Annotated in this window: 20 protein-coding genes; 17 read left to right on the forward strand and 3 right to left on the reverse strand. The window is 69.0% G+C overall.

Going from position 1 to position 18,453, the window contains the following annotated elements; genetic code table 11:
• Positions 1 to 8: 8 nt before the first annotated feature.
• A complete protein-coding gene (gene lexA, locus L2X99_RS02960; RefSeq protein WP_236126921.1) occupies positions 9 to 695 on the reverse strand; it encodes a transcriptional repressor LexA in 687 nt (228 codons plus the stop codon).
• 274 nt (positions 696 to 969) lie between these two features.
• Here lexA and L2X99_RS02965 point away from each other — a divergent pair, with 274 nt between their 5' ends.
• From L2X99_RS02965 to L2X99_RS02990, 6 genes are all read left to right on the forward strand, one after another.
• The gene (locus tag L2X99_RS02965; RefSeq protein WP_236125135.1) at positions 970 to 1,341 is read left to right on the forward strand and encodes a LysM peptidoglycan-binding domain-containing protein; all 372 of its coding nucleotides are present in this window, start codon (positions 970 to 972) and stop codon (positions 1,339 to 1,341) included.
• Positions 1,342 to 1,372: 31 nt separating this feature from the next.
• Positions 1,373 to 2,455 (forward strand): histidinol-phosphate transaminase, encoded by a 1,083-nt coding sequence (locus L2X99_RS02970; RefSeq protein WP_236125134.1) that lies wholly within the window; start codon positions 1,373 to 1,375, stop codon positions 2,453 to 2,455.
• Positions 2,452 to 3,054, forward strand: a complete 603-nt coding sequence (hisB, locus tag L2X99_RS02975) for an imidazoleglycerol-phosphate dehydratase HisB (RefSeq protein ID WP_236125133.1) — start codon at positions 2,452 to 2,454, stop codon at positions 3,052 to 3,054. The genes L2X99_RS02970 and hisB overlap by 4 nt, the downstream gene beginning before the upstream one ends.
• A gap of 16 nt (positions 3,055 to 3,070) precedes the next feature.
• Positions 3,071 to 3,709, forward strand: coding sequence for an imidazole glycerol phosphate synthase subunit HisH (gene hisH, locus L2X99_RS02980; RefSeq protein WP_236125132.1), 639 nt, complete (start codon positions 3,071 to 3,073; stop codon positions 3,707 to 3,709).
• 97 nt (positions 3,710 to 3,806) lie between these two features.
• Entirely contained in the window at positions 3,807 to 4,553 is a 747-nt protein-coding gene (gene priA / locus L2X99_RS02985; protein WP_236126920.1) for a bifunctional 1-(5-phosphoribosyl)-5-((5-phosphoribosylamino)methylideneamino)imidazole-4-carboxamide isomerase/phosphoribosylanthranilate isomerase PriA, read from the forward strand.
• Between the two features lie 8 nt (positions 4,554 to 4,561).
• A complete protein-coding gene (locus L2X99_RS02990) occupies positions 4,562 to 5,344 on the forward strand; it encodes an SseB family protein (protein WP_236125131.1) in 783 nt (260 codons plus the stop codon).
• A 145-nt stretch (positions 5,345 to 5,489) separates the two neighbouring features.
• Here L2X99_RS02990 and L2X99_RS02995 read toward each other — a convergent pair whose 3' ends face one another.
• Positions 5,490 to 5,894, reverse strand: a complete 405-nt coding sequence (locus tag L2X99_RS02995) for a DUF1844 domain-containing protein (protein ID WP_236125130.1) — start codon at positions 5,892 to 5,894, stop codon at positions 5,490 to 5,492.
• Between the two features lie 241 nt (positions 5,895 to 6,135).
• On the opposite strand from L2X99_RS02995, the gene infC reads away from it, so the two are divergent.
• The 8 genes from infC to L2X99_RS03035 all read left to right on the forward strand — a co-directional run bounded on the left by infC (position 6,136) and on the right by L2X99_RS03035 (position 11,754).
• Complete coding sequence (infC, locus tag L2X99_RS03000) at positions 6,136 to 6,762, forward strand: translation initiation factor IF-3 (protein WP_236135898.1); 627 nt, start codon at positions 6,136 to 6,138, stop codon at positions 6,760 to 6,762.
• A 79-nt stretch (positions 6,763 to 6,841) separates the two neighbouring features.
• Entirely contained in the window at positions 6,842 to 7,036 is a 195-nt protein-coding gene (gene rpmI, locus L2X99_RS03005) for a 50S ribosomal protein L35 (RefSeq protein WP_116243323.1), read from the forward strand.
• A gap of 30 nt (positions 7,037 to 7,066) precedes the next feature.
• Positions 7,067 to 7,453 carry a 50S ribosomal protein L20 gene (rplT, locus tag L2X99_RS03010; protein WP_236135613.1) on the forward strand — a complete coding sequence of 129 codons (387 nt, stop codon included), beginning with the start codon at positions 7,067 to 7,069 and terminating at the stop codon, positions 7,451 to 7,453.
• A gap of 82 nt (positions 7,454 to 7,535) precedes the next feature.
• The gene (locus L2X99_RS03015) at positions 7,536 to 8,336 is read left to right on the forward strand and encodes a TrmH family RNA methyltransferase (RefSeq protein WP_236125127.1); all 801 of its coding nucleotides are present in this window, start codon (positions 7,536 to 7,538) and stop codon (positions 8,334 to 8,336) included.
• Positions 8,337 to 8,413: 77 nt separating this feature from the next.
• Positions 8,414 to 9,169, forward strand: a complete 756-nt coding sequence (locus L2X99_RS03020; protein ID WP_442923491.1) for an amino acid ABC transporter ATP-binding protein — start codon at positions 8,414 to 8,416, stop codon at positions 9,167 to 9,169.
• 51 nt (positions 9,170 to 9,220) lie between these two features.
• Positions 9,221 to 10,132 carry a glutamate ABC transporter substrate-binding protein gene (locus tag L2X99_RS03025; RefSeq protein WP_236125126.1) on the forward strand — a complete coding sequence of 304 codons (912 nt, stop codon included), beginning with the start codon at positions 9,221 to 9,223 and terminating at the stop codon, positions 10,130 to 10,132.
• A 63-nt stretch (positions 10,133 to 10,195) separates the two neighbouring features.
• The gene (locus L2X99_RS03030; protein WP_236125125.1) at positions 10,196 to 10,852 is read left to right on the forward strand and encodes an amino acid ABC transporter permease; all 657 of its coding nucleotides are present in this window, start codon (positions 10,196 to 10,198) and stop codon (positions 10,850 to 10,852) included.
• Complete coding sequence (locus tag L2X99_RS03035) at positions 10,849 to 11,754, forward strand: amino acid ABC transporter permease (protein WP_236125124.1); 906 nt, start codon at positions 10,849 to 10,851, stop codon at positions 11,752 to 11,754. The genes L2X99_RS03030 and L2X99_RS03035 overlap by 4 nt, the downstream gene beginning before the upstream one ends.
• Positions 11,755 to 11,764: 10 nt before the next feature.
• On the opposite strand, the gene L2X99_RS03040 is transcribed toward L2X99_RS03035, so the two are convergent.
• The gene (locus tag L2X99_RS03040) at positions 11,765 to 13,258 is read right to left on the reverse strand and encodes a gluconokinase (protein ID WP_236135614.1); all 1,494 of its coding nucleotides are present in this window, start codon (positions 13,256 to 13,258) and stop codon (positions 11,765 to 11,767) included.
• Between the two features lie 97 nt (positions 13,259 to 13,355).
• Between L2X99_RS03040 and L2X99_RS03045 the strand changes: the two genes are divergently transcribed.
• Genes L2X99_RS03045 through pheT form a run of 3 tightly spaced genes read left to right on the forward strand, consistent with a single transcriptional unit; the run spans position 13,356 to position 18,415 of the window.
• Positions 13,356 to 14,774: a GntP family permease gene (locus L2X99_RS03045; protein WP_236125121.1), complete on the forward strand. Its 1,419-nt coding sequence runs from the start codon at positions 13,356 to 13,358 to the stop codon at positions 14,772 to 14,774.
• A gap of 24 nt (positions 14,775 to 14,798) precedes the next feature.
• Complete coding sequence (gene pheS, locus L2X99_RS03050) at positions 14,799 to 15,857, forward strand: phenylalanine--tRNA ligase subunit alpha (protein WP_236125120.1); 1,059 nt, start codon at positions 14,799 to 14,801, stop codon at positions 15,855 to 15,857.
• Positions 15,857 to 18,415: a phenylalanine--tRNA ligase subunit beta gene (gene pheT, locus L2X99_RS03055; RefSeq protein ID WP_236135615.1), complete on the forward strand. Its 2,559-nt coding sequence runs from the start codon at positions 15,857 to 15,859 to the stop codon at positions 18,413 to 18,415. Before pheS ends, pheT begins: the two co-directional genes overlap by 1 nt.
• The last annotated feature ends 38 nt before the right edge of the window (positions 18,416 to 18,453 follow it).

Below are 18,453 nucleotides of genomic sequence, written 5' to 3' on the forward strand. Positions count from 1 at the left end.
CGGTACCGTCAGACCGCGCGGAGCACCGCGACGACCTTGCCGAGGACGACGGCGTCGTCGCCGAGGATCGGCTCGAAGGACGAGTTCCGCGGCAGCAGCCAGGTGTGCCCGTCTCGCTGCCGGAAAGTCTTGACGGTGGCCTCGCCGTCGAGCATGGCCGCGACGATCTCGCCGTTCTCGGCGGTGTTCTGCGAGCGCACGACGACCCAGTCGCCGTCGCAGATCGCGGCGTCGATCATCGACTCGCCGTTCACCTTCAGCATGAACAGATCGCCCTTGCCCACCAGCTGCCTGGGCAGAGGGAAGATCTCCTCGACCTGCTGCTCTGCGGTGATCGGCACACCGGCGGCGATCTGCCCCACCAGCGGCACCAGGGCAGCGTCGCCGACCGGAGGAGCGGCGTCGGCGGGGTTCTCGGTGCTGGTGCCCGGCAGGTCGATCAGCACCTCCATCGCGCGGGTCTTGCCCGGGTCGCGGCGCAGATAGCCGCTCAGCTCGAGCTGCCCGAGCTGATGGGTGACACTGGAGAGCGACTTGAGCCCCACCGCATCGCCGATCTCGCGCATGCTCGGCGGATACCCGTGCGTGGCGATCGAGGTCTGGATGACCTCGAGGATGGCCAGCTGCTTCGCGCTCAGGCTCTTACGGCGCCGGGTGCGCGGCACCTCGGATGCGTTGCCTGCGATGTCGCTCATCGGTGCTCCTTCGTGCGCCGGCCCACCGCGCTCCGAGAGCGTGCCGATTCGAATGTCGGTGGTCCGTGATGGTGTGTCGTTATCGAAACCGTATCCGAGAAGTCGCAGAAACCGGAAGATCTGTTCGAGCGTGTCGATGAACTCGGGGTTCGGATTTCGAAGAACGCTTGACAAGTGTTCGATATCGAAGATAAGTTCGGAACACAGCTTCGCATCCGCCGTTCCCGGCCGAGCGGCGGATGCGAAAGCTGATCCACCTGACGAGGAGCACGACATGAGCACCATCGGCATCGCGACGACCGGCATCGCCCCCTCCCGCACGGCCGGGACGCGCACGCGGCTGCGGATGACGCGCCGAGGCCGCCGGCTGCTGAGCGCTGTCGCCGCCGCTCCCGTCGCGCTCGGCATCGCCTACGCGGGCATCGCCGGCGGCTCCGCGCTGGCCTCTGGCGAGCACGCTGCACCGGTCGAGTTCGACACCGTCATGGTGATGCCCGGAGACACACTGTGGTCGATCGCGGGAGAGGTCGCCCCCGGCGCCGACCCGCGCGACGTGATCGACGACATCAGCAGCCTGAACAACCTTCCCGGCGGCACGCTCCAGGTCGGGCAGGAGCTCGCCGTCCCTTCGCGTTACACGGACTGAAGAAGACACGTAGCCGTCCTAGCATTGGGGAGTGACCTCACTCGACGAGCTGCCCCTCCGCGATGACCTGCGCGGACTCACTCCCTACGGCGCGCCGCAGGCGCCCCTGCCGGTGGCGCTGAACGTCAACGAGAACACCCATCCCGTGCCGGACGACGTCGCCGCGCAGATCGTCGCGGATGTCGCCGTCGCGCTGCAAGAGGTGAACCGCTACCCGGACCGCGAGTTCACTCGCCTGCGCGAGGGGTTCGCGACCTACCTCGGACACGGCCTGCGCCCGGAGCAGATCTGGGCGGGCAACGGCTCGAACGAGGTGCTCCAGCACGTCCTGCAGGCCTTCGGCGGTCCGAGACGCACGGCGTTCGGCTTCGCGCCCACCTACTCGATGTACCCGCTGATCTCGCAGGGCACCGGAGCGCGCTGGATCGCAGGAAGGCGGAACGCCGACTACACGATCGATGCGGCGGATGCAGCGGCGCAGGTCGCCGCCGTCGACCCCGACATCGTGATCCTGTGCGCGCCGAACAACCCCACAGGCACGCCGCTCGGCCTGGACGTCGTCGAGGCCGTGTACGACGTCGCCCGGGGTGTGGTGATCGTCGACGAGGCGTATCAGGAGTTCGCGCCGAAGGACGCGCCCTCGGCTCTCACCCTGCTCGAGGGGCGTCCTCGCCTCGCCGTCTCGCGCACGATGAGCAAGGCCTTCGCGTTCGCAGGAGCCCGCGTCGGCTACCTCGCCGCAGACCCGGTGTTCATCGACGCGCTGCGCCTGGTGCGGCTGCCGTACCACCTGAGTGCGCTGACCCAGGCTGCGGCGACCGCCGCTCTGCGCAACTCCGGCACGATGCTGCGCATGGTGGACGAGATCGTCGTGCAGCGCGATCGCATCACCACCGGCCTCGCCCGGCTCGGCTATCAGCCGCACGAGTCGTGGTCCAACTTCGTGCTGTTCGGCGGGGTCGACGACCCGCGGGCGACCTGGCAGGCGCTCTACGACCGCGGTGTGCTGATCCGCGACATCGGCATCCCCGGGCATCTGCGGGTCAGCGCGGGCACCGAGCCGGAGACCAGCGCCTTCCTCGACGCCATGGCCTCGATAGGATCGGCAGCATGAGCGACCGCACCGCCAGCCGCACCCGCGGGACATCCGAGTCCACCGTCGAGCTCGAGCTGAACCTCGACGGCACCGGCCGCAGCAGCATCGACACCTCCGTGCCGTTCTTCGATCACCTGCTGACGGCGTTCGCGAAGCACTCGCTCACCGATCTCACCGTGCGAGCCTCGGGCGACACGCACATCGACGCGCACCACACCGTGGAGGACGTCTCGATCGTCCTGGGCGACGCGATCCGGGAGGCGCTCGGCGACAAGGCGGGCATCTCCCGCTACGGCGATGCCCTGGTGCCGCTCGACGAGGCACTGGCGCAGACGGTCGTCGACATCTCCGGACGCCCCTATCTGGTGCACTCGGGTGAGCCGGAGGGCTTCGAGTACCACCTCATCGGGGGGCACTTCACCGGGTCGCTGGTGCGTCACTCCTTCGAGGCGATCACCTTCCACGCCGGGCTGACCGTGCACGTGCGGGTGCTCGGCGGTCGCGACCCGCACCACATCGCCGAGGCCGAGTTCAAGGCGTTCGCACGCGCGTTCCGTCAGGCCAAGGCCCTCGACCCGCTCGTGGATGGCATCCCGTCGACGAAGGGCGCGCTCTGATGGCCGGGGCAGCGCAGTGAGCCGCGCTCCGCGCGTCGCCGTCTTCGACTACGAGTCCGGCAACGTGCATTCCGCTGTGAAGGCGCTGGCCGCCGCCGGTGCGGATGTCGAGCTGACGGGCGACCGCGGCAGGGCGCTCGAAGCCGACGGACTGTTCGTCCCCGGCGTGGGCGCTTTCGCAGCCGTGGCCGACGCCCTGCGCGCGCACGGCGGCGACGAGATCATCGAGCGCCGGCTGGCCGGCGGTCGCGCCGTGCTCGGCGTGTGCGTGGGCATGCAGGTCATGTTCGAGCGCGGTGTCGAGCGGGGACAGGATGCCGAGGGCCTCGGCGAGTGGCCGGGGACCGTCACCGAGCTCGACTCCCCGGTGCTGCCGCACATGGGCTGGAACACCGTCGAGCCGGGCGAGGGCACGGTCCTGTTCCGCGGTATCGAGCAGGAGCGGTTCTACTTCGTGCACTCCTTCGCCGCCAAGCGCTGGGAGCTCGATGTGCAGGCGCCGTTCCCGCAGCCGGCCGTGACGTACGCCAGCTACGGTGAGCGCTTCCTCGCAGCCGTCGAGAACGGCCCGCTCTCGGCCACGCAGTTCCATCCGGAGAAGTCCGGCGAGGCCGGCATCCGGCTGCTGCGCAACTGGGTCTCCTCGCTGGGTTGAGCGGCGCGTCACACAGGTTTGGTCGCCGCCGGATCACGGACTACTCTCTACTCTCGTGCCCGGGCTCGGGCATCCGATCATCCCGAACAAGGACGACATGAACGATTTCGCGCAGGCCCCCGCTCTGATTCTGCTGCCGGCGGTCGACGTCGCCGGCGGCAAGGCGGTGCGTCTCACCCAGGGCGAGGCGGGTACGGAGACCAGCTACGGCGACCCCGTCGATGCGGCAGGGGAGTGGGTCGACCAGGGCGCCCAGTGGATCCACCTCGTCGACCTGGACGCGGCGTTCGGACGCGGCAGCAATGCCGGCATCCTGCGCAAGGTCATCAAGCAGTACCGCGGCGTGAGCGTGGAGCTCTCCGGCGGGATCCGCGACGACGCCAGTCTCGAGGCCGCGCTGGAGTCCGGCGCGTCCCGCATCAACCTCGGCACCGCCGCGCTGGAGAACCCGGAGTGGGCCGCCGACGTCATCGCCCGCTACGGCGAGGCGGTCGCCGTCGGACTCGACGTGCGCGGCACCACCCTCGCGGCGCGCGGCTGGACCAAGGAGGGCGGCGACCTCTGGGAGGTGCTGGACCGTCTCGAGGATGCCGGCTGCAGCCGTTACGTCGTCACCGACGTGACCAAGGACGGCACGCTGCGCGGACCGAACCTCGACCTGCTGCGCGAGATGACCCAGCGCACTCCGAAGCCCGTCGTGGCCTCGGGCGGCATCTCCAGCCTCGACGACATCGCCGCGCTGCGCGAGCTCGTGCCGCTCGGCGTCGAGGGCGCGATCGTGGGCAAGGCGCTCTACACCGGTGCGTTCACCCTGGCCGAGGCGCTGGATGTCGCCGGCGACTGAGCGTGCCCGTGTCTGACGACTCCTGCGGCCACGGCGACAGCGCCGACTCGGCCGGCGTCCCCTGGGAGGGGCGCAGCTTCGAGTCGAACCCGCATGCCGCCGACGACGGATCGGCGGACCCGGCTCTGCTGGACGCGCTGCTCCGGTTCCGTGAGGGCTCCGGCTCGCAGGTCGCGGTCGTCGACGCCTTCCGGTCTGCGCGGGTGCTGGTCCCGCTGGTCGCCGAGAAGGGCGACGAGGGCGTCGGACCCACGGGGCTTGCAGTCGACAAGACACAGGAGCTCTCGATCGTGACGGTCGCCGCGCCCGACGGACGCCGGGTACAGCCGGTGTTCTCCTCCGTGCACACGATGTCGCGATGGGACGGCACGGCGCGGCCGATCCCCGTCGAGGCCGTGCGCGTGGCGCTGTCGGCCTCGAGCGAGGAGACCGACCTCATCGTCCTCGACCCGGCATCCGAGACCGAGTTCGTGTTCCGCCGGCCTGCCGTCTGGGCGATCGCGCAGGACCAGCGCTGGGAACCGAGCTTCCTCTCTCCGGAGGTGTTCACCGCGCTGCAGGCCAGCGTCGCGCACGAGCTCGCCGTCATCGACGTGCACGTCTCGGCGGGCGATCCGGATGCCAGGATGCGCGGACCCGAGCTGATCGTGACGCTCGAGCTCGTCGACGGCCTGGATCAGCAGACCCTCGACGCCGTGCTCGCCCGCCTCGCGCAGCGCTGGGCGGCCGACGACCGCATCGCCGTGCTCGTCGACTCCCTGAGCGTCAAGCTCACGCGCGCAGCATCCTGAACAGGCCGGGCGTCTGAAGACGCCTGAGCGCTTCGCGCGGAATTGTGCGCCTCACGCGCACGGGATCCGTGACGCGACCCGCGCAAAGCGCACTCTCCCGCGTCAGCCGCTCGCCTGAAGTCGATGGATGCCGCCGGGACGCCGATCAGCTGACCGGTCCGGTCCACTTCTCGCCCGGACCCTTGCCGACCGGGTCGGGAACGGAGGATGCCTCACGGAAGGCGAGCTGCAGCGAACGGAGTCCGTCGCGCAGCGGACGCGCGTGCGCATCGCTGATCTCGGGGGCGCCCGCGGTGATCAGACCCGCGAGGGCGTTGATGAGCTTGCGGGCCTCGTCGAGGTCCAGCTGGCCCTCCGGGTCGTCGGCCAGGCCGAGCTTCACGGCCGCAGCGCTCATCAGATGCACGGACGTGGTGGTGATGACCTCCACCGCGGGGACGTCCGCGATGTCGCGGGTCGCGGCGGATGCGGCCTCCTCCTGCTGCTCCCAGCGCCCGTGGCGCTCGTCGTGGTCGTGGTGCTGGGGCTGGTCCGGGGCAGGAATCGTCACTTCGGGGTGCCTTCTGGTAGACTTCAGCGGGCTCCGGAGCGTCATGCTCCGGCACGAAAGAGGATTCATTCCCACCCGCGCTTGCCGTTCCAGGCTACCGGGTTCTGCGCCCCGCCGGTTCGCCGGTGGAAAGGGTGCACAGCCGGTGCTTCTGATGCATCGGCGGGTGGGGGACTCCGATCTCGCCCGGAACGTCGCACGACGGACCGGTGGCCGAAACCCCACGTCTAAGGAGTTCCGCATCAGCGATCCCCGCACCAATGACCGCATCCGAGTGCCCGAGGTCCGCCTCGTCGGCCCCGGAGGCGAGCAGATCGGCGTCGTCGCCATCCAGGTGGCGCTGCGTCTCGCGCAGGAGGCAGACCTCGACCTCGTCGAGGTGGCTCCCAACTCGAAGCCCCCCGTGGTCAAGATCATGGACTACGGCAAGTTCAAGTACGAGGCTGCGCAGAAGGCGAAGGAAGCGCGCCGCAACCAGGCGAACACCATCCTCAAAGAGGTCCGGTTCCGCCTGAAGATCGAGGCTCACGACTACACGACCAAGCTCAAGCGCGCTGAGGGCTTCCTCAAGGCCGGCGACAAGGTCAAGGCCATGATCCTGTTCCGCGGTCGCGAGCAGTCGCGCCCCGAGCAGGGCGTGCGCCTGCTCCGCAAGTTCGCGGAGGACGTCGCCGAGTTCGGCACCGTCGAGTCGAACCCGACGATCGACGGCCGCAACATGGTGATGGTCGTGGCTCCCCTGAAGAACAAGTCCGAGGCGAAGGCCGAGCAGAACGCGGTCCGTACCGCGAACAAGCAGGCCGCACGCGACGCGAAGAACGGCGCCGGTGCTCCGGCTCAGGACGCCGAGGACGCCCCCGCGGAGTGATCCGCCCCACAGCTCCCGCCGCTCCTGCGGGCGGGTAACCCACCAGCATCCGCACGGGTGCCACACGAAGGAAGAGAAGATGCCGAAGCAGAAGACCCACTCGGGTGCTAAGAAGCGCTTCAAGATCACCGGCAGCGGAAAGCTGAAGAAGCAGCAGGCCGGCATGCGTCACAACCTCGAGCACAAGTCGAGCCGACGCACCCGCCGCCTGAACCAGGACCAGGTGCTCTCGAAGGCAGACACCAAGGTCGCGAACAAGCTCCTCGGCCGCTGACGCGCCCGTACGCACGATAGGAACACGAAAATGGCAAGAGTCAAGCGCGCAGTCAACGCGCACAAGAAGCGTCGGGTCATCCTCGAGCGCGCCTCGGGCTACCGCGGCCAGCGTTCGCGCCTCTACCGCAAGGCGAAGGAGCAGGTCACCCACTCGCTCGTCTACGCGTACCGCGACCGTCGCAAGCGCAAGGGCGACTTCCGCCGCCTGTGGATCCAGCGCATCAACGCCGCTGCCCGCCAGAACGGCATCACGTACAACCGCTTCATCCAGGGCCTCGGTCTCGCGGGTGTGCAGGTCGACCGTCGTATGCTCGCCGAGCTCGCCGTGACCGACGCCGGTGCGTTCGCCGCGCTGGTCGAGGTCGCGAAGAAGGCGCTTCCCTCGGACGTCAACGCTCCGAAGGCCGCTGCCTGATCATCCGGCATCCGTGAAGGGCGTCTCCCGCAGGGGAGGCGCCCTTCTGCGTTCTCCGCCGTCTTCTCCCTAGACTGGGCGTGTGCTGGAGAATCCTCGCTCGCCCCGCGTCCGTGCCGTCGCCAAACTGACCAAGCGCAGTGCGCGCACCGAGACCGGTCTGTTCCTGCTCGAGGGGCCGCAGGCGGTGCGCGAGGCGCTGACGTACGGTCCCGGGGCGATCGTCGACCTGTTCGTGACTCCCACCAGCTGGGAGAAGCATGCCGAGCTGCGCGACATGGCAGAGGATGCCGGTGTCGAGGCCGAGTACGTCACCGAGAGCGTGCTCGCCGCGATGGCCGACACCGTCACCCCGCAGGGGCTGATCGCCGTCGCGAGGCAGACACCCACCGCGGTGAAGGACATCTTCGCGGCATCGCCCCGTCTCATCGCGATCTGCGAGGAGGTGCGCGATCCGGGCAACCTCGGCACGATCATCCGTGCCGCAGACGCGGCAGGAGCGGATGCCGTGGTGCTGACGGGCCGCACGGTCGATCCGTACAACCCGAAGGTGGTGCGCTCCACGACCGGCTCGCTGTTCCACCTGCCGGTCTCGGTCGGGGGAGACCTCGCCGACGTCGTGCAGCGCGCGCACGCGGCCGGGCTGCAGATCCTCGCCGCCGATGTGAAGGGCGACGACCTGCTCGCGGCGCGCGCCGAGGGCGTCCTCGCTCAGCCGAGCGGCTGGCTGTTCGGCAACGAGGCGCGCGGCCTCGCCGACGAGGCACTGGAGCTCGCCGATCGGGTGCTGAAGCTGCCGATCTTCGGACGGGCCGAGTCGCTGAACCTCGCCACGGCCGCCAGCGTCTGCCTGTACGAGAGCGCGTTCGCCCAGCGCGCCTGATCCCGGCACGGTCACGAAATGGCGAATTCCTCACGTCGATGATGCAGGCTGTCCGCACCGACCTCTAGTGTGGAGGGATGGCAGAGAGCAAGGGCGCTGACGCCCTGGTCGTGGTCGACCACGTCGAGAAGCACTACGGCGACTTTCACGCGCTGAAGGACATCAACCTCACCGTCGACAAAGGCGAGGTGGTCGTGGTCATCGGCCCCTCCGGATCCGGCAAGTCGACGCTGTGCCGCACGATCAACCGGCTCGAGACGATCACGAGCGGCGAGATCCGCATCGACGGCGATCTTCTGCCGGCCGAGGGCAAGGGGCTGGCGAAGCTGCGTGCCGACGTGGGCATGGTCTTCCAGTCCTTCAACCTGTTCGCGCATCTGACGATCCTCGAGAACGTCACGCTCGGGCCGATCAAAGTGCGCGGCATGAAGAAGTCGGACGCCGAGAAGGAGGCGATGACGCTGCTCGAGCGCGTCGGCGTCGCCCAGCAGGCGCAGAAGCTGCCGGCACAGCTGTCCGGCGGACAGCAGCAGCGCGTCGCGATCGCGCGCGCTCTCGCGATGCAGCCGAAGGTGATGCTGTTCGACGAGCCCACCAGCGCCCTCGACCCCGAGATGATCAACGAGGTGCTCGACGTGATGGTGCAGCTCGCGCACGAGGGCATGACGATGATCGTCGTCACCCACGAGATGGGCTTCGCCCGCAAGGCGGCGAACCGTGTCGTGTTCATGGCCGACGGCACGATCGTCGAAGAGGCGACGCCCGAGGAGTTCTTCACGAATCCGCAGAGCACCCGCGCGAAGGACTTCCTCTCCAAGCTCCTCACCCACTGACCTTCCCCGCGCAGAGATCCTGCGCACACACAGCACACGAAGGAGACGCACATGCGACGCACCAAGACTCTCGCGGCGATCGGCATCGCCGCGACCGCGCTGCTCGCCCTGACCGCCTGCAACAGCGGTACGCCGTCCAGCCCGGGCGGCGGCGGCGACGACGGAGGCGACGGCGGCGACAAGACGCCGTGGACGGTGGAGAAGGACGTCACACTCGACGGCAGCCCCACGTTCGACAAGATGCAGGACCGCGGCAAGGTCGTCATCGGGGTCAAGGAGGACCAGCCGAACTTCGGCTACCTCGACGTCACCACGGGCGAGCGGTCCGGTTTCGACATCGACATCGCCCGCTGGATCGCGGCCTCTCTCGGCTTCGACGAGGACAAGATCGACTTCCAGCCGATCGCCTCGGCCAACCGCGAGCAGGCGATCGTGAACGGCGACATCGACTACTACGTCGGCACCTACTCGATCACGGACAAGCGCAAGGAGCAGATCGACTTCGCCGGTCCGTACTTCATCACCGGACAGGGCTTCCTGGTCGGCAAGGACAGCGAGATGACGGACGTCAAGGACGTCTCCGACTTCAACGGCAAGACGGTGTGCTCGGCGACGGGATCCACGCCGATCCAGAACATCAAGGAGAACTACCCCGAGATCAAGACGGTGGAGTACGACCTGTACTCCGCCTGCGTCGAGGACCTGATCTCCGGCAAGGTGGACGCGGTCACGACCGATCAGGCCATCCTGATCGGCTACGCGGCCAAGTACCCGGATGACGTCAAGGTCATCGGCGGACTGTTCACCGAAGAGCGCTACGGCGTGGGCCTGCCCAAGGGCGACACCGTGCTGAAGGACCACATCAACACGCTGTTCACCGACGGTGGCGACATCTGGCAGACGATCTTCGACAACAACCTCGGCTCGAGCGGCATCAAGGTCGAGCAGCCGACCGTCGACTGATCGACCGGAGGGGACGATCCGCCGGATCGTCCCCTCCTCCACCTCTGAGAAGGGAAGCACGAAGTGGACGCCGTCTTCGGCAACCTCGACCTGTGGAGCGCTGCGCTCCTGAACACGCTGATCGTGTTCTTCGCCGGCGGTGCGATCGCGCTCGTCCTCGGCGTCATCGTCGGCGCGATGCGCGTCTCCCCGGTGCCGATCGCGCGCGGTGTCGGCACTGTGTACGTCAACCTGGTGCGCAATACGCCACTGACGCTGATCTTCTTCTTCTTCATCTTCGGATACCCGCAGCTCGGTCTGCCGAAGCTGAGCAATCTCGTGCTGGCCGTGCTGGCCATCGGCATCTACACGGCCACCTACGTGGCCGAGGTGCTGCGCGCAGGCATCAACACGGTCCCGGTCGGGCAGGCCGAGGCCGCACGAGCGATCGGGCTGCCCTTCGGACAGGTCATGACCCTGGTGGTGCTGCCTCAGGCGTTCCGCTCGGTCGTCCCGCCGATGATGAGCGTGTTCATCGCCCTGCTGAAGAACACGACCGTGGCGGCGGGCTTCTCCGTCGCCGAGCTCGCCTCGGTGCGCGCGACGATCAACGACTCGCACACCCGCCCCGGCAACCCGATGGAAGTGCTGCTCTGGGTCGCCGTCATCTTCGTCGTTCTGGTCCTCCTGCTCAGCTGGGTGCAGAACGCTCTCGAGCGCCGATGGAGGATCGCACGATGACTTCCGTTCTCTACGACGTGCCGGGACCCCGCGCGGTCGCGCGAAACCGCGTGCTCGGTGCCGCGACCGTCCTCGTCGTGCTCGCCGTGATCGCCTTCGTGATCTACCGCCTGTACGTCTCCGGTCAGTTCGACGCCAGCAAGTGGTACGTCTTCACCTTCACCCGGGTGTGGGAGCAGATCGGCGTCCACCTGGTCAACACGCTGGCGGCGTTCGCGCTGGCCGCGATCCTGAGCCTGGTCGTCGGGTTCGTGCTGGCGATCGGACGTCTCTCCGATCACGCCTGGGTGCGCGTCCCGGTCACCGTGATCACCGAGGTGTTCCGGGCGATCCCGGTGCTGGTGCTGATGATGCTGCTGTACTTCGGCCTGCCGACCCTCGGCGTCAAGATGGAGCCCTACTGGGCCGTGGTTCTCGCGCTGATGGCCTACAACGGCTCGGTGCTCGCCGAGGTGCTGCGCGCCGGCATCGAGTCGCTTCCGCGCGGACAGAAGGAGGCGGGCTACGCGATCGGACTGCGCAAGAGCGGGGTCATGCGCCTCATCCTGCTGCCGCAGGCCGTCCGCGTGATGCTGCCGGTGATCGTCGCGCAGCTCGTGGTGACGATGAAGGACACCGCTCTGGGATTCATCATCACCTACCCCGAGCTGCTGTACTACGCGAAGCTGCTCAGCTCGCAGCAGGGAAGGCCGATCCTGCAGTCCGCGTTCGTGATCGGCGGTATCTACATCGTGATGTGTCTGATCCTGTCGGGCATCGCCAAGTACCTCGAGATCCGCACTCGTCGCTCGCCCAAGCTGAACGCGATCGCGAACGCCCACGATCCCGCCGCGGATGACGATGCCACTCTCACCGAGGTCATCGCCGTGCAGAAGGCTCTCCGAGGTAAGGATCAGATCTGATCGATGCCGATCACCGCGTCGTAGGCGGCCGTGAAGCGGTCGCGCAGCGCCGCGTAGTACTCTTCTCCGCAGCATCCGGCTCGACGGGTTCGGTCGGCGGGATCTGTGCCATCGGCCGGCCCGGATCCAGCACTGAGAGAGCGATCACGGCCGCACCGCGCATGGTCACGCGCTTCACGTTCACGACCTGCACCGGGAAGCCGATCGCCTGCGCCACGACGCGCATCAGGCCGGGGAAGTGCCCGGTCACGCCGCCCGAGGCGATCACGCGCTGCAGTCCGGGGTTCGCCTCCACGAGCTGCGCGAACACCCGGGCGTACGACACCGCGACGCCCTCGGCGGCCCCGCGCCAGAGGTCCAGCGGCGTCGTCGATGACGAGACGCCGGTGAGCACGGCGCGCGCGTCGCCGGCCCACCCGGTGGCGCGCTCGCCGGTGAGGAACGGCAGCATCAGCGGCGTGCCTGCGGACGGCGGTGCGGTCATCGCCTGCTCGATCGCCTCGGGCGGTGCGGGTGCGAGCGTGGACTTCAGCCACAGCATCACGCGGCCGACGTCGTTCAGCGCTCCGCCGACGATCGACTGCGACCGCGACACGCGGTAGGCCCAGAGGCCCGAGGGCAGCACCTCGGGGGTGCCGTCCACGATCACACGGATGGCCCCCGAGGTCGCGGCGGACATCGCGGCGACATCCGGGGTGTCCGCGCCGACGCCGACGTTTGACGCGTAGCCGTCGGGAACGGCCGGGAACCAGGCCGCTCCCTCGAGCGCGGGCCACCGCCTGGCCACCTCGGGCGAGACGTCGGTGAGCGGCTGATCCGGGTCGATGATCGGGGCGAAGCGCGAACGATCGACGCCCACCTCGGCGAGCAGTTCGTCGTCGAGCTCGCAGGTGTGCCGGTTCAGGATGCCCGCCCATGCCATGGTCGATGTCGCCGCCCCTTCGACACCGGCGAGCACGGCGTAGACGTACTCGCCGAGCGAGAGGAACTTCGCCGTCTGTGCGAAGACGTCGGGGAACTCGTCCTGCAGCCACAGCAGGCGCGGCGGGTGGTAGCTGGTGTGCAGGCGCGCGCCGATCCGCTGGTGCACGGCCGTCTCGTCGAGCCGTGCGCGCAGCTGCGCGAGGTGCCCGCCGGAGCGGGAGTCGGCGTACGTGAAGCACGGCGTCAGCGCGTGCCCATCGGCGTCCACGCAGACCAGCGACGAGGCGAACGTGTCCATCACGACGGCACGGATGCGCCCGGGAGCGATGCCCTCCGAGATCTGACCGATGAGGTCGGCGACCTCGGCGGTGACCTGATCGGCGTCGATCTCGACGGTCCCGTCCGACGACTCGGTGAAGACGTGATCGGCCTTCGCCGTGCGGCGCTTCACCGGGCGCGCATACGCGTCGTACAGGCAGCATCTCGTCGAGCCCGAGCCGATGTCGATCGCCAGCACGAACGGGTCAGGGGCATCCTCGATCGTGATGCTGCGTGTCGTCGGGACTTCCTCGTGCGCCATCTGCTCACCCCTCTCGCGGCCGATCCTATCCGTCCGTTACCCTGTGCGGTACGGCACGGGTCGGGGCCGACTCGCCGCAATGAGTGAGGAGTTCGTCATGCACGTTTCCTTGAGTTCCGGCTCAGCAGTCCTCGGCGGGCTCCTCCCGTTCGCCGACCCGGTGGAACCGGCCGCCGGCACAGCCCAGCTGATCATCGCGGCGATCATCTCGATCGCGGTCATCGTCGTGCTGATCGTCTGGGTGAAGATGCATCCGTTCTTCGCGCTGATGCTCGGCGCTGCGGTGATGGCGATCACGGCGAACATGGGCTTCGAGCACGCCTTCACCTCGTTCTCGGCCGGTCTGGGATCCACCGTCGGCGGCGTCGGCGTGCTGATCGTGCTCGGCGCGGTGATCGGAAGATTCCTCACCGAGTCCGGCGGCGCCGACGAGATCGTCGACACGATCCTCGCCAAGACGCCGCTGAAGCGTCTGCCCTGGGCGATGGCGTTCGCCGCGTTCATCATCGGCATCCCGCTGTTCTTCGAGGTCGGGGTCGTGCTGCTGATCCCGATCGTCATGCTGGTCGCGAAGCGCGCCAAGCTGCCGGTCATCCTCGTCGGCATCCCCGCGCTCGCCGGCCTCTCGGCGCTGCACGGGCTGGTGCCTCCGCACCCCGGACCGCTGATCGCGATCGACGCTCTCGGCGCCAATCTCGGGCTCACCCTCGCCTTCGGCCTTCTCGTCGCCATCCCCACCGTGATCGTCGCCGGTCCGGTGCTCGCGAAGCCGATGGCCCGGTGGGTGCCGATCCAGGCGACCAGCCAGCTGCTCACCGCCGTGGACGACCGGGATGGGGAGGAGCGCAGGCGGCCGTCGTTCGGGATCGCCCTGTCGGTGGTCGTGCTGCCGGTGGTGCTCATGCTGCTGATGACCGTCGTCGAGGCGACAGGCGCCGACGGCTCCGTCTTCGGACAGATCCTGGTCTGGGTCGGCACCCCGCTGCAGGCGCTGCTGATCACCTCGCTCTACGCGATGATCGTGCTCGGAACGGCGCTCGGCAGGTCGATGGCGGAGGTGTCCAAGGAGACCGGCGCGGCCTTCGCCCCGATCGCCTCCATCCTGCTGATCGTCGGCGCGGGCGGCGGCTTCAAGCAGACGCTGGTCGACTCCGGGGTCGGCGAGGTGATCGGCAACGGCATCGCCGGATCCGGCATCCCGCTGCTGATCGCCGGCTGGCTGGTCGCCGTCGTGATCCGCCTCGCGACCGGTTCCGCGACGGTGGCGACGATCACCGCAGCGGGGATCATGGCCCCGCTGGTGGGAGACCTCAGCAGCACGCACGTCGCGCTCATGGTGCTCGCCATCGGCGCCGGGTCGGTCTTCCTCTCGCATGTGAACGACGCCGGGTTCTGGCTGGTGAAGGAGTACTTCGGCCTCACGGTCGGACAGACCTTCAGGACCTGGAGCCTGATGGAGTGCGCGGTCTCGGTGGTGGGTCTGGCCGGGGTGCTGGTGCTCGGTCTGATCGTCTGACGCGCGCCGGTAGACTCGGTTCTCGTGTCAGATGCTCCCCTTACTCCGCAACCGGCAGAGATCACGCCAGAGGCGGTGGAATCCGCCGTCGCCGACGCACTCGCCGCGATCGGCGCCGCCGCCGACACCGCAGAGCTGAAACAGGCCCGCCACGACCACGTCGCAGAGGGGTCGCCCCTGGCGGTGCTGAACGCCTCGATGCGCCAGGTCGCGCCCGAGCACAAGGCGACCTTCGGCAAGCTCATCGGCCAGGGTCGCGGTCGCGTGACTCAGGCGCTCGCCGCGAAGGAGGCCGAGCTCGCCGAGGCCGAGACCGCCGCGCGCCTCGAGTCCGAGCGGATCGACATCACCGCGGTGCCCTCGCGCACCCGGATCGGTGCCCGGCATCCCCTCACCCTGCTGCAGGATCAGATCTGTGACATCTTCGTCGGGATGGGGTGGGAGATCGCGGAGGGTCCCGAGCTCGAGCACGAGTGGTTCAACTTCGACGCGCTGAACTTCGACGTCGACCACCCGGCCCGCCAGGAGCAGGACACCTTCTACGTGGACCCGCCCTCGCGCCACCTGGTGATGCGCACGCACACCAGCCCGGTGCAGGTGCGCTCGATGCTCGACCGCGAGGTGCCGATCTACGTGCTCTGCCCCGGCCGCGTGTACCGCACCGACGAGTTCGACGCGACCCACCTGCCGGTGTTCACGCAGTTCGAGGGCCTCGTCATCGACAAGGGCATCTCGATGGCACACCTGAAGGGCACCCTCGACCACGTCGCCCGGCAGATGTTCGGCCCGGAGGCGAAGACCCGCTTCCGCACCAACTACTTCCCGTTCACCGAGCCGTCGGCCGAGCTCGACCTGTGGCACCCGACCTTCAAGGGCGGTGCGCGCTGGATCGAGTGGGGCGGCTGCGGCATGGTCAACCCGAACGTGCTGCGCGCGGCGGGCATCGACCCGGAGGTGTACAGCGGCTTCGCGTTCGGGATGGGCGTGGAGCGCGGGCTCATGTTCCGCAGCGATGTACAGGACATGCGCGACATGGCAGAGGGCGATGTGCGCTTCAGCGAGCAGTTCGGGATGGTGGTGTGATGCGCGTCCCGCTCTCGTGGTTGCGTGAATACGTCGATGTGGCAGCGGATGCCACGCCGGAGGACGTCCTGGCGGCGCTGGTGACCGTCGGGTTCGAAGAGGAGGAGGTCCACCGTTTCGAGATCTCCGGTCCGGTCGTGGTCGGCCAGGTGCTCTCGATCGAGCCCGAGCCCCAGAAGAACGGCAAGACCATCAACTGGTGCCAGGTGGACGTCGGCCCTTCGACAAGCTCAGAGACCCAGCGGGATGTGCGGGGAATCGTCTGCGGCGCGCACAACTTCGTCGTCGGAGACAAGGTGGTCGTCACCCTGCCCGGTGCCGTGCTGCCCGGACCGTTCCCGATCGCGGCGCGCAAGACCTACGGCCACGTCTCCGACGGCATGATCGCGTCGGCCCGTGAACTGGGCCTGGGCGACGAGCACGACGGCATCATCGTGCTGTCCACGCTCGGGCTGGACCCGGAGGTCGGCACCGACGCGATCGCGCTGCTGGGACTCGACGACGTCGCCATCGACATCAACGTCACGCCCGACCGCGGCTACGCCTTCTCGGTCCGCGGCGTCGCCCGCGAGCTCTCGCATGCGACCGGTGCGGCGTTCCGCGACCCGGCGGACCGCGATGCCGCCGAGCTCGTCCCCGGCGACGGCCACACGGCCGTCGTCACCGACGAGAACCCGATCCGCGGCCGGGTCGGAGCGACCGAGTTCGTCACCCGCGTCGTGCGGGGCGTCGACCCGTCGAGGCCCACGCCGCCGTGGATGGTCTCACGCCTGGTGCTGGCCGGCATGCGCCCGCTGGGCGTGCTCATCGACATCACCAACTACGTGATGCTCGAGCTGGGCAATCCGATCCACGGCTACGACCTCGACAAGCTCGACGGCACGATCACGGTGCGCCGTGCGGCGGCGGGCGAGAAGATGGTCACTCTCGACGGCCAGGAGCGCACCCTGCACGTCGAGGACCTGCTCATCACGGATGGTTCCGGGCCGATCGGCCTCGCCGGCGTGATGGGCGGCGGCACCACCGAGATGAGCGAGACCACGCAGAACGTGCTCATCGAGGCCGCCACTTTCGACCAGGTCACGATCGCCCGCTCAGCCCGCCGGCACAAGCTGCCCAGCGAGGCGTCCAAGCGCTTCGAGCGCGGTGTCGACCCGCGCATCCCGTTCGTCGCGGCCCGTCGCGTCGCCGACCTCATGGTCGAGCTCGCCGGCGGCACGCTGACCGACGAGGGCGGTGCGCTGTTCGCCGAGATCGCGACCGAACAGATCACGCTGCCACCCGGATTCGTGCAGGGCCTCATCGGCGTCGACTACACCGACGCCGAGATGACCGGCGCGTTGGAGACGATCGGAGCGTCCGTCCAGAACGCGGACCCATCGACGGGCTCAGGGACCCCGGCCGGCTGGCTGGTCACACCGCCGAGCTGGCGGCCCGACCTCACCGACAAGTGGACGCTCGCCGAAGAGGTCGCCCGTATCCACGGGCTGGATCGCATCCCCTCCGTGCTGCCGGTGCCGCCGTCCGGTCGCGGCTACACCGCGCTGCAGCACGGCCGGCGCCGCGTCGCGGACGCGCTCGCCGCGGCCGGCTTCGTCGAGACGCCGGCGTTCCCGTTCACGACCGAGCAGCAGAACGATCTGCACGGATCGGCGTCGGGGGAGCACCTGCCCGGCATCCGTCTGGCGAACGCTCTGGACGGCCAGGCTCCGTTCCTGCGCCGCTCGCTGATCCCGGGCCTGATGCAGACCGCGCACCGCAACGCGGCCCGCGGACTCACCGACCTGTCGCTGTTCGAGACCGGACTCGTCTTCACCCCCGAGGCAGGCGTCGAGTACGGCACCGCCGAGGTGCCACCGCTCGGTGTGCGCCCGTCGGACGAGACGCTCGCTGAGCTCAACGCCGCCATCCCGCCGCAGCCGCGGCACGTCGCGGTGCTGCTGGCCGGCAACGTGGCGCCCCGCCAGCCCGGTCGCGCGGCCGAGGCCGCCGGGCTCGCCGAGGCGCTCGATGCGGTCCGCGTCGTGGCCGCCGCGGCCGGCGTCGAGATCGATGTGACCCAGACCTCGCGCGCCGCACTGCACCCGGGGCGCGCCGGCGCGCTGAGTGTCATTCGGCATGGACAGGAACCGGTCGACGTCGGCTACGTCGGCGAACTGCACCCGCAGGTGTCGGCGGACGCCGACCTGCACGGGCGAGTGACCGTGCTCGAGCTCGACCTCGATCGGGTGCTCTCGCTGGCCGGCGAGCACATCGTCGCGGCATCCCTCTCGGGATTCCCGGCCGCGACGCAGGATGTCTCGCTCGTGCTTCCCGCCGACGTGCCGGCAGGTGAAGTGCGCACTGCTCTCGTCGACGGGGCCGGCGACCTGCTCGAGTCGGTCCGCCTTGTGGACGACTACCGCGGCGATGGTGTGGACGAGGGCTTCAAGAGCCTGAGCTTCGCGCTGCGCTTCCGCGCCTCCGACCGCACTCTCACCGCGGCGGAGGCGACCGAGGCCAAGCTCGCGGGCGTCGCCGTCGCAACCGAGCGCTTCGGAGCGAGCATCCGCGACTGATCGCCGAGACCCCGCCTGATCGCCGAGGCCCGCCTGAT

The organism is Microbacterium sp. KUDC0406 (genome assembly GCF_021582875.1).
Classification (GTDB): domain Bacteria; phylum Actinomycetota; class Actinomycetes; order Actinomycetales; family Microbacteriaceae; genus Microbacterium.

Bases quoted from the DNA above. Each gene is read 5' to 3' on its own strand.
- lexA (WP_236126921.1), bottom strand. From the start codon at position 695: ATGAGCGACATCGCAGGCAACGCATCCGAGGTGCCGCGCACCCGGCGC.
- L2X99_RS02965 (WP_236125135.1), top strand. From the start codon at position 970: ATGAGCACCATCGGCATCGCGACGACCGGCATCGCCCCCTCCCGCACG.
- hisB (WP_236125133.1), top strand. From the start codon at position 2,452: ATGAGCGACCGCACCGCCAGCCGCACCCGCGGGACATCCGAGTCCACC.
- priA (WP_236126920.1), top strand. From the start codon at position 3,807: ATGAACGATTTCGCGCAGGCCCCCGCTCTGATTCTGCTGCCGGCGGTC.
- rpmI (WP_116243323.1), top strand. From the start codon at position 6,842: ATGCCGAAGCAGAAGACCCACTCGGGTGCTAAGAAGCGCTTCAAGATC.
- rplT (WP_236135613.1), top strand. From the start codon at position 7,067: ATGGCAAGAGTCAAGCGCGCAGTCAACGCGCACAAGAAGCGTCGGGTC.
- L2X99_RS03020 (WP_442923491.1), top strand. From the start codon at position 8,414: ATGGCAGAGAGCAAGGGCGCTGACGCCCTGGTCGTGGTCGACCACGTC.
- L2X99_RS03025 (WP_236125126.1), top strand. From the start codon at position 9,221: ATGCGACGCACCAAGACTCTCGCGGCGATCGGCATCGCCGCGACCGCG.
- L2X99_RS03035 (WP_236125124.1), top strand. From the start codon at position 10,849: ATGACTTCCGTTCTCTACGACGTGCCGGGACCCCGCGCGGTCGCGCGA.
- L2X99_RS03040 (WP_236135614.1), bottom strand. From the start codon at position 13,258: ATGGCGCACGAGGAAGTCCCGACGACACGCAGCATCACGATCGAGGAT.
- L2X99_RS03045 (WP_236125121.1), top strand. From the start codon at position 13,356: ATGCACGTTTCCTTGAGTTCCGGCTCAGCAGTCCTCGGCGGGCTCCTC.
- pheT (WP_236135615.1), top strand. From the start codon at position 15,857: ATGCGCGTCCCGCTCTCGTGGTTGCGTGAATACGTCGATGTGGCAGCG.